4 protein-coding genes and 1 pseudogene are annotated in these 7,122 nt (G+C 73.3%); 2 read left to right on the forward strand and 3 right to left on the reverse strand.

Translation table 11 applies throughout. The features are described from left to right. Window positions 1-43: 43 nt before the first annotated feature. Window positions 44-2,530 carry an aminopeptidase N gene (pepN, locus tag ABZ641_RS21140; RefSeq protein ID WP_359983865.1) on the reverse strand — a complete coding sequence of 829 codons (2,487 nt, stop codon included), beginning with the start codon at window positions 2,528-2,530 and terminating at the stop codon, window positions 44-46. 165 nt (window positions 2,531-2,695) lie between these two features. Here pepN and ABZ641_RS21145 point away from each other — a divergent pair, with 165 nt between their 5' ends. Beyond that, window positions 2,696-3,934: a TerD family protein gene (locus tag ABZ641_RS21145; protein WP_359983868.1), complete on the forward strand. Its 1,239-nt coding sequence runs from the start codon at window positions 2,696-2,698 to the stop codon at window positions 3,932-3,934. 114 nt (window positions 3,935-4,048) lie between these two features. Here the strand turns inward: ABZ641_RS21145 and ABZ641_RS21150 are convergent, their stop codons facing one another. Both ABZ641_RS21150 and pruA read right to left on the reverse strand, forming a co-directional pair. After that, on the reverse strand, window positions 4,049-4,978 hold the full coding sequence (locus ABZ641_RS21150) for a proline dehydrogenase family protein (RefSeq protein ID WP_344622001.1): 930 nt from the start codon (window positions 4,976-4,978) through the stop codon (window positions 4,049-4,051). A gap of 90 nt (window positions 4,979-5,068) precedes the next feature. Continuing rightward, the gene (pruA, locus tag ABZ641_RS21155) at window positions 5,069-6,697 is read right to left on the reverse strand and encodes an L-glutamate gamma-semialdehyde dehydrogenase (RefSeq protein WP_344622002.1); all 1,629 of its coding nucleotides are present in this window, start codon (window positions 6,695-6,697) and stop codon (window positions 5,069-5,071) included. Between the two features lie 206 nt (window positions 6,698-6,903). On the opposite strand from pruA, the pseudogene ABZ641_RS21160 reads away from it, so the two are divergent. Continuing rightward, window positions 6,904-7,122 (forward strand): annotated as a pseudogene (locus ABZ641_RS21160) (PucR family transcriptional regulator); the annotation flags it as partial.

The following is a 7,122-nucleotide window of genomic DNA, read 5'->3' on the forward strand; positions in this document are numbered from 1 at the left end:
GCCGGCTCCGTCCCCGGACGGGGGACGGAGCCGGCCGGGCGGGTCAGGCCCGGTGGGCGACCGCCCGCCGCAGGTCGTCCAGTTCGTCGGCGAGCACCCGGCGGACGGTGGGCGTGAGGTCGGTGCGGGCCAGGCACGCCTCGGCCGCCCGGACGGTGCCCGACAGCGCCAGGCCGACCGGGAAGAGCGAGTGGCCGAGCGCCTTCACGACCGCGCCGCCGCGCGCACCCACCGCCGGCATCTGCTCGAAGTACCGCCGCATGTAGGCCTGCTGGAGGTCCGGGCGGCCGGAACGCCAGAAGCCGTCCGCGGTGGCGACGAGCAGGTGGTTGGAGAGCCCGTCCGGGGTGAACATCGCCTGCCAGGCGCGCTCCTTGGCGGCCGCGTCGGGCAGCGCGGCGCGGGCCCGGGCGGCGCCCTGCTCACCGGTGTTGCTGGGGTCGGCGGCGAGCTCCGCGGCGATCCGCTCCTCGTCGGCCTCGCCCGCGGCGGCCAGCTGCACCAGTACGGCCCAGCGCAGCTCGGTGTCGAAGGGCACCCCGCCGGGCAGGTCGCGGCCGTCCAGCCAGCCGGCCAGTTCGGCGAGCCGCTCGGGGCCGGTGGCGGTGGCGACGGCGGCGCGCAGCGCGGCGATCCGCAGGCTCTCCCCGGCGTCCGGCCGGGCCAGCACCGCACGGGCGGCGCCGTTGACCAGGGCCAGCGCGGCGGGCCGGTCGGCGGGGTCGAGGTAGCGGGCGACGACGTGCTCGGCGGCGAACTTCAGCACCGCCTCGACGATGGTCACCGCCGTCTCGGCGGGCAGGTGGTCGGCGACCAGCCGCAGGTATCCGGCGGCCGGCAGTTCGGCGGAGCGCACCAGGTCGCGGGCGTGCTCCCAGAGCACCGCGCGGGCGAGCTCGTCCTCGATCCGGGAGAGCGAGGTGCCGACGGTCGCGGCGGAGTGCTCGTCGAGGCGGATCAGCGCCCAGGTGAGGTCGCCGTCGTTGGGCAGCAGCAGCGCCGGGCGGGCGGCGCCGGCCAGCTCGGGCAGCGGGGTGCGGCCGCCGGCGGCGACCTCCGCGTCGATCCGCCCGCGGAGCACCACCGCGCCGTCCGCCAGGTCGTAGACGCCGACCTTCACCCGGTGCGGGCGGGTGCCGTCGTTGACCAGGGCGACCGAGGCGAGCACGTCGCCCTCGGCCTCGACCTCCAGGCGCAGCGTGTCGACGCCGCTGGTGCGCAGCCAGGCCTCGGCCCAGGCGGGCACGTCCCGGCCGCCGGCGGCGCTCAGCGCGGCGAGGAAGTCGGCGAGGTCGGCGTTGCCCCAGCGGTGTTCGGCGAAGTACGCGTTGAGGCCGGCGAAGAAGGCCTTGTCCCCCAGCCAGTGGACGAGCTGGCGCAGCGCCGAGGCGCCCTTGGCGTAGGAGATGCCGTCGAAGTTGACCAGTGCCTCGGCGACCGAGCCCATCCCGACGGCGGCGACCGGGTGGGTGGAGCCGCGCCGGTCGGCGTCGTAGCCCCAGCCCTTGCGCTTGACCGCGAAGGAGGTCCAGGCGCCGGTGAAGCGGGTGGAGTCGGCGGCCGTCCGGTAGCCGAGCATCTCGGCGAAGGACTCGTTCAGCCACAGGTCGTCCCACCAGGCCATGGTGACCAGGTCGCCGAACCACATGTGCGCCATCTCATGGCAGACCACCATGGCCCGCATCTCGCGCTGCGCCTCGGTCGGCGCGGAGCGGAAGAGCAGTTCGTCGCGGAAGACCACGCAGCCCGGGTTCTCCATCGCCCCCCAGTTGAACTCGGGGACGAAGGCCTGGTCGTACGTCCCGAACGGGTAGCGCTCGTCGAAGAGGCCGTGCAGCCGGTCGAAGGAGGCCCGGGTGACCTCGAACAGCTCCTCGGCCTCCCGGTCGAGCTCGGCGGCGAGCGAGCGGCGGGCGTACAGGCCGAGCGGGATGCCGTCGTGCTCGGTGCGGACGGCGTGCAGCGGGCCGCCGACCACGGTGACCAGGTAGGTGGAGACCGGGCCGACCGGGGCGATCTCCCAGCGGCCGTCGGGCAGCCGGGCGGAGGTGCCGTTGCCGATGACCGTCCAGTCGTCCGGTGCGGTGACGGTGACGGTAAACGGCGCCTTCAGGTCCGGCTGGTCGAAGCAGGCGAACATCTGCGGCGCGAGGTCGGGGCCGAGGCTGGCGAAGACGTACACGGCGCCGTCGGCCGGGTCAGCGAAGCGGTGCAGGCCCTCGCAGGTGCGCGAGTAGGCCATGTCGGCCTCGACGAGCAGCTCGTTCTCGGCGGCCAGCCCGGGCAGCGCGAGGCGGTTGCCGTCGAGGGCGGCGGGGTCGAGCGGCCGCCCGTTCAGCTCGGCGCGCAGCAGCGCTGCGGGGTTGACGTCGACGAACGAGTCCTGCCCGGGCTCCGCGCAACCGAACCGGATCACGGTGGTGCTGCGGAAGAGGTCCTCGCCCCGGGTGAGGTCGAGGTCGACGGAGTACGAGCGCACGTCGAGCAGCTGGGCACGGACGGCGGCCTCGGAACGTTGCAGTGCTGGCATTCCAGCATGCTTTCCCAGCCGGGCGGGTGCGACAAGCCCTGTTCTCTCACAGCGGGAAGCGGCTGACAGCGGGTCACCCGCCGTCCGGCGGCCGGGGTGCCCTAGGGTGGCCGGGGAGAAGCCCGGCCGCCGCGAGGAGCGAGGAGGAGCACCGTGACCACGGTCCTGACCCAGGGCGGAAACGCCCCACTCAACGCCGCCCGGGTGACGGTCGAGGTGACGGCACCCAAGGCCCTGGACGTCTCCGGCCTGCTGCTGACCGAGGCCGGCAAGGTCCGTTCGGACGACGACTTCGTCTTCTTCAACGCCCCGCACGGCCCCGGCGTCACCCACCGCCCGGGCGGCGGCGGCACGCCCGACGCGATCACCGTGGACACCTCGGCGGTGCCGGACGGCATCGACAAGATCGTGGTGACGGCGAGCCTCGACGAGGCGGGCGCGACCTTCGCCGGCACCGAGCCGACCGCCACCGTGCGGGACGCCGGCAGCGGCGAGGTGCTGGTGACCTTCACCCCGCCCAGACTCAGCAGCGAGACGGCCCTGGTGGTCGTCGAGGTCTACCGGCGCGGCGGCGTCTGGAAGGTCCGCGCGGTCGGCCAGGGCTACGCGAACGGCCTGGCCGGCATCGCCACCGACTTCGGCGTCAACGTGGAGGACCCGGGTCCGGCGGCCGCCGCGGCGCCGCCGCCGATGCCCGCCGCGCCGCCCCTGCAGGCCCCTCCGGCACAGGCCCCTCCCGTACAGGACATGCAGAAGCCCGCCGCGCCGCCGCAGCCCTCGGCACCCCCGGCGGCCACTGCGTCCGCTCCTTCTGTGCCTTCGATGAACAAGGTGACCCTGGACAAGGGCCGGGTCAGCCTCACCAAGGGCGGCTCGGTCTCGCTGGAGAAGGGCGGCAAGCCGTTCCTGTCCGCCGTGCGGATGGGCCTCGGCTGGGAGCCGGCGGGGCGCGGCCGCAACGTCGACCTGGACGCCTCCTGCATCGCCTTCGACTCGCAGCGCAAGAAGATCGAGACGGCCTGGTTCATGAAGCTGTCGATCTTCAACGGCGCGATCGCGCACTCCGGCGACAACCTCACCGGTGCCGGCGCCGGCGACGACGAGTCGATCACCGTCCACCTGGACGGGCTGCCGCCCGAGGTGTGCGGTCTGGTCTTCGTCGTCAACTCCTTCTCCGGCCAGAAGTTCACCGACGTCAAGAACGCCTACTGCCGCCTGCTGGACGCCGGCAGCGGCCAGGAGCTGGTCCGCTTCGACCTCACCCACGCCGAGTCGCGCACCGGCGTGGCCATGTGCAAGCTGGTCCGCCAGTTCTCCGGCGAGTGGGTGATGACCGCGCTCGAGGAGTACGTCGACGCCAAGACCGCCCGCGGCATGGTCGACCCCGCGGCCCGCATGCTCTAGCAGCCCCGCGGCACGGTATGACGAAGGGGACGGGCGCCCACACGCCCGTCCCCTCCTCGGACCGGCCGGCAGCTGTCGGCCGGTCCCCACATCCCCCCGCGGCTGACGGTGCGATCAGCCGCGGGTGGCCATGGCGCGCAGGAAGAAGGTCAGGTTCGCCGGGCGCTCGGCGAGGCGGCGCATGAAGTAGCCGTACCACTCCTGGCCGTAGGGCAGGTAGACGCGCATGGTGTTGCCCTCCTCCGCGAGGCGCAGCTGCTCCTCGGGGCGGATGCCGTACAGCATCTGGTACTCGAAGCTGTCGGCGTCGCGCTTGTTCCACTCGGCGAGCTGGCCGGCGATGCGGACCATGCGCGGGTCGTGGCTGGCGATCATCGGGTAGCCCTCGCCGCCCATGAGGACCTTGAGCGCGCGGACGTAGGCGAGGTCGACCTGCTCCTTGCCCTGGAAGGCGACCGACTCGGGCTCCTTGTAGGCGCCCTTGCAGAGGCGGACGCGGGAGCCGGCGTGCGCCAGGTCGCGGCAGTCGGCCTCGGTGCGGCGCAGGTAGGCCTGGAGGACGACGCCGAGCCACGGGAAGTCGGCGCGCAGCTCCCGGGCGATCTCCAGGGTGGAGTCGGTGGTGGTGTGGTCCTCCATGTCGAGGGTCACCGTGGTGCCGGCCGCGGCGGCGGCCTCGCAGATCCGCCGGGCGTTCTCCAGTGCGATCTTCTCGCCGTCCGCCGGCAGGAACTGACCGACCGCGGAGAGCTTGACCGAGACCTCGGCGTTCGCCGCGAGGCCGGTCTCCTCGAGGGCCGCCAGCAGGTGCTCGTACGCCTCCGCGGTGCCGGCCGCCTGGGCGGCGTCGGCGGTGTCCTCGCCGAGGTGGTCCAGGGTCACCCGGCGGCCGCTGGCGACGAGTTCGGCGGTGGCGTCGATGCCCTGCTGCAGGGTCTCGCCGGCGACGAAGCGCTTGACGATGGCCTGGGTCGGCGGGAACTTCTCGACGACGGTGCGCACCTGCGGGGAACGGGACGCTGCGAGGAGGGCGGAACGGAGCATCGGTGACTCCTGGGCTTTCTTCCGGAGTGGTGGAGAGGGCGGGACGGCGGCCCGGGGTGTGGGCCGCCGTCCCGGATGTGCGACGGGGTGTCAGCCCATGTGCGGGTAGCGGTAGTCCGTCGGCGGGACGAACGTCTCCTTGATGGAGCGGGTGGACGTCCAGCGCATCAGGTTCTGCTTGGCGCCGGCCTTGTCGTTGGTGCCGGAGGCGCGGCCGCCGCCGAAGGGCTGCTGGCCGACGACGGCGCCGGTCGGCTTGTCGTTGATGTAGAAGTTGCCGGCGGCCTGGCGCAGCACCTGCATGGCGTGCTGCACGGCCTCACGGTCCTGGGCGATGATCGAGCCGGTCAGCGCGTACGCGGCGACGGACTCCATCTGGGCCAGCATCTCGTCGTACTTCTCGTCCTGGTAGACGTGCACGGCGAGGACCGGGCCGAAGTACTCGTCGCGGAAGTACTCGCTCGCCGGGTCCTCGCAGACCAGGACGGTCGGGCGGACGAAGTAGCCGACCGAGTCGTCGTAGGTGCCGCCGGCCAGGACCTCGACCTTCGGGTCGGCCTTGGCGCGGTCGATCGCGGCCTTGTTCTTGGCGAAGGAACGCTCGTCGATGACGGCGCCCATGAAGTTGGACAGGTCGCTGACGTCGCCCATGGTGAGCCACTCGACCTCGTCGCGGAACTCGTCCTTCAGCTCGGCCCAGAGCGAGGCCGGGACGTAGGCGCGGGAGAGCGCCGAGCACTTCTGGCCCTGGAACTCGAAGGCGCCGCGGGTCATCGCGGTCTTCAGCACGGCCTTGTCGGCGGACGGGTGGGCGACCAGGAAGTCCTTGCCGCCGGTCTCGCCGACGATCCGCGGGTAGGTGCGGTAGCCGGCGATGTTGGTGCCGACCTCGCGCCACAGGTGCTGGAAGGTGGCGGTGGAGCCGGTGAAGTGGATGCCGGCGAGCGCGGGGTGCTTGAGGGCGACCTCGGAGACGGCCAGGCCGTCGCCGGTGACCATGTTGATGACGCCCTTGGGCAGGCCGGCGGCCTCCAGCAGCTGCATCAGGTAGTGCGCGGCGAACTGCTGCGTCGGGGACGGCTTCCAGATCACCACGTTGCCCATCAGCGCGGGCGCGGTCGGCAGGTTGCCGGCGATCGCGGTGAAGTTGAACGGGGTGATCGCGTAGACGAAGCCCTCCAGCGGGCGGTGGTCGCTGCGGTTCCACACGCCGTCCGAGGAGATCGGCTGCTCGGAGATGATCTGCCGGGCGAAGTGCACGTTGAAGCGCAGGAAGTCGACCAGCTCGCAGGGGGTGTCGATCTCGGCCTGCTGCGCGGTCTTGGACTGGCCGAGCATGGTGGCGGCGGCCAGGGTCTCGCGCCAGGGGCCGGCCAGCAGGTCGGCGGCCCGCAGGAAGATCGCGGCGCGGGAGTCGAAGGAGAGCGCCTGCCACGCCGGGGCGGCGGCGAGGGCGGCCTCGACCGCGTCCTGCGCGTCGTCCCGGGTCGCGTTGCGCAGGGTGCCGAGGCGGGCGGCGTGGTTGTGCGGCTGGACGACGTGGATCTCGTCGCCGCCGCCCATCCGGTGCTCGCCGCCGATGGTCATGGTGAGCTGGAGCGGCTCCTGGCCACCCAGCTCCTTCAGCTTCGCCTCCAGGCGGGCCCGTTCCGGGCTGCCGGGGGCGTAGCTGTGGACCGGCTCGTTCACCGGCGCGGGGACCTGGGTCACAGCATCCATGGCGCGCACGCTCTCCTTCTCGTCATGGGTCGGCCGGCGGGGGTCGCACGTCGGCCATGCGGCAACGCTATGCCGCGGCCGGGGCCCGCTTGATTGGCCGGGCCGCCAAAGTGCGGCCGATACCCTTGTACATGTGAACAGACCCGCCGACCAGCCGAAGGCCGCCGTCCGGTGAGCGGCGCCCGCTCCGCGCCCGGGGCGGCCCGGTGACCGCCGTGCCGGGCCTGCCGCTGCGGCAGTTGCTGATGTCCCTGGGCGAGCCGCTGGTCGAGCTGCAGGCCGCCCCGGCCGGCCTGGACGTGCCGGTGCGCGACGTGGCGATCCTCGACCCGGAGGAGCCGCCCGCGGCCGGCCCCGGCGAGCTGGTGCTGGCGATCGGCGTCCGCGGCCGGGCCGCGCTGCCGGTGGTGCGCGCGGCGGGCCGG

It is taken from the genome of Kitasatospora sp. NPDC007106, from assembly GCF_040634455.1.
GTDB classification, from domain to species: Bacteria; Actinomycetota; Actinomycetes; order Streptomycetales; family Streptomycetaceae; genus Kitasatospora; species Kitasatospora arboriphila.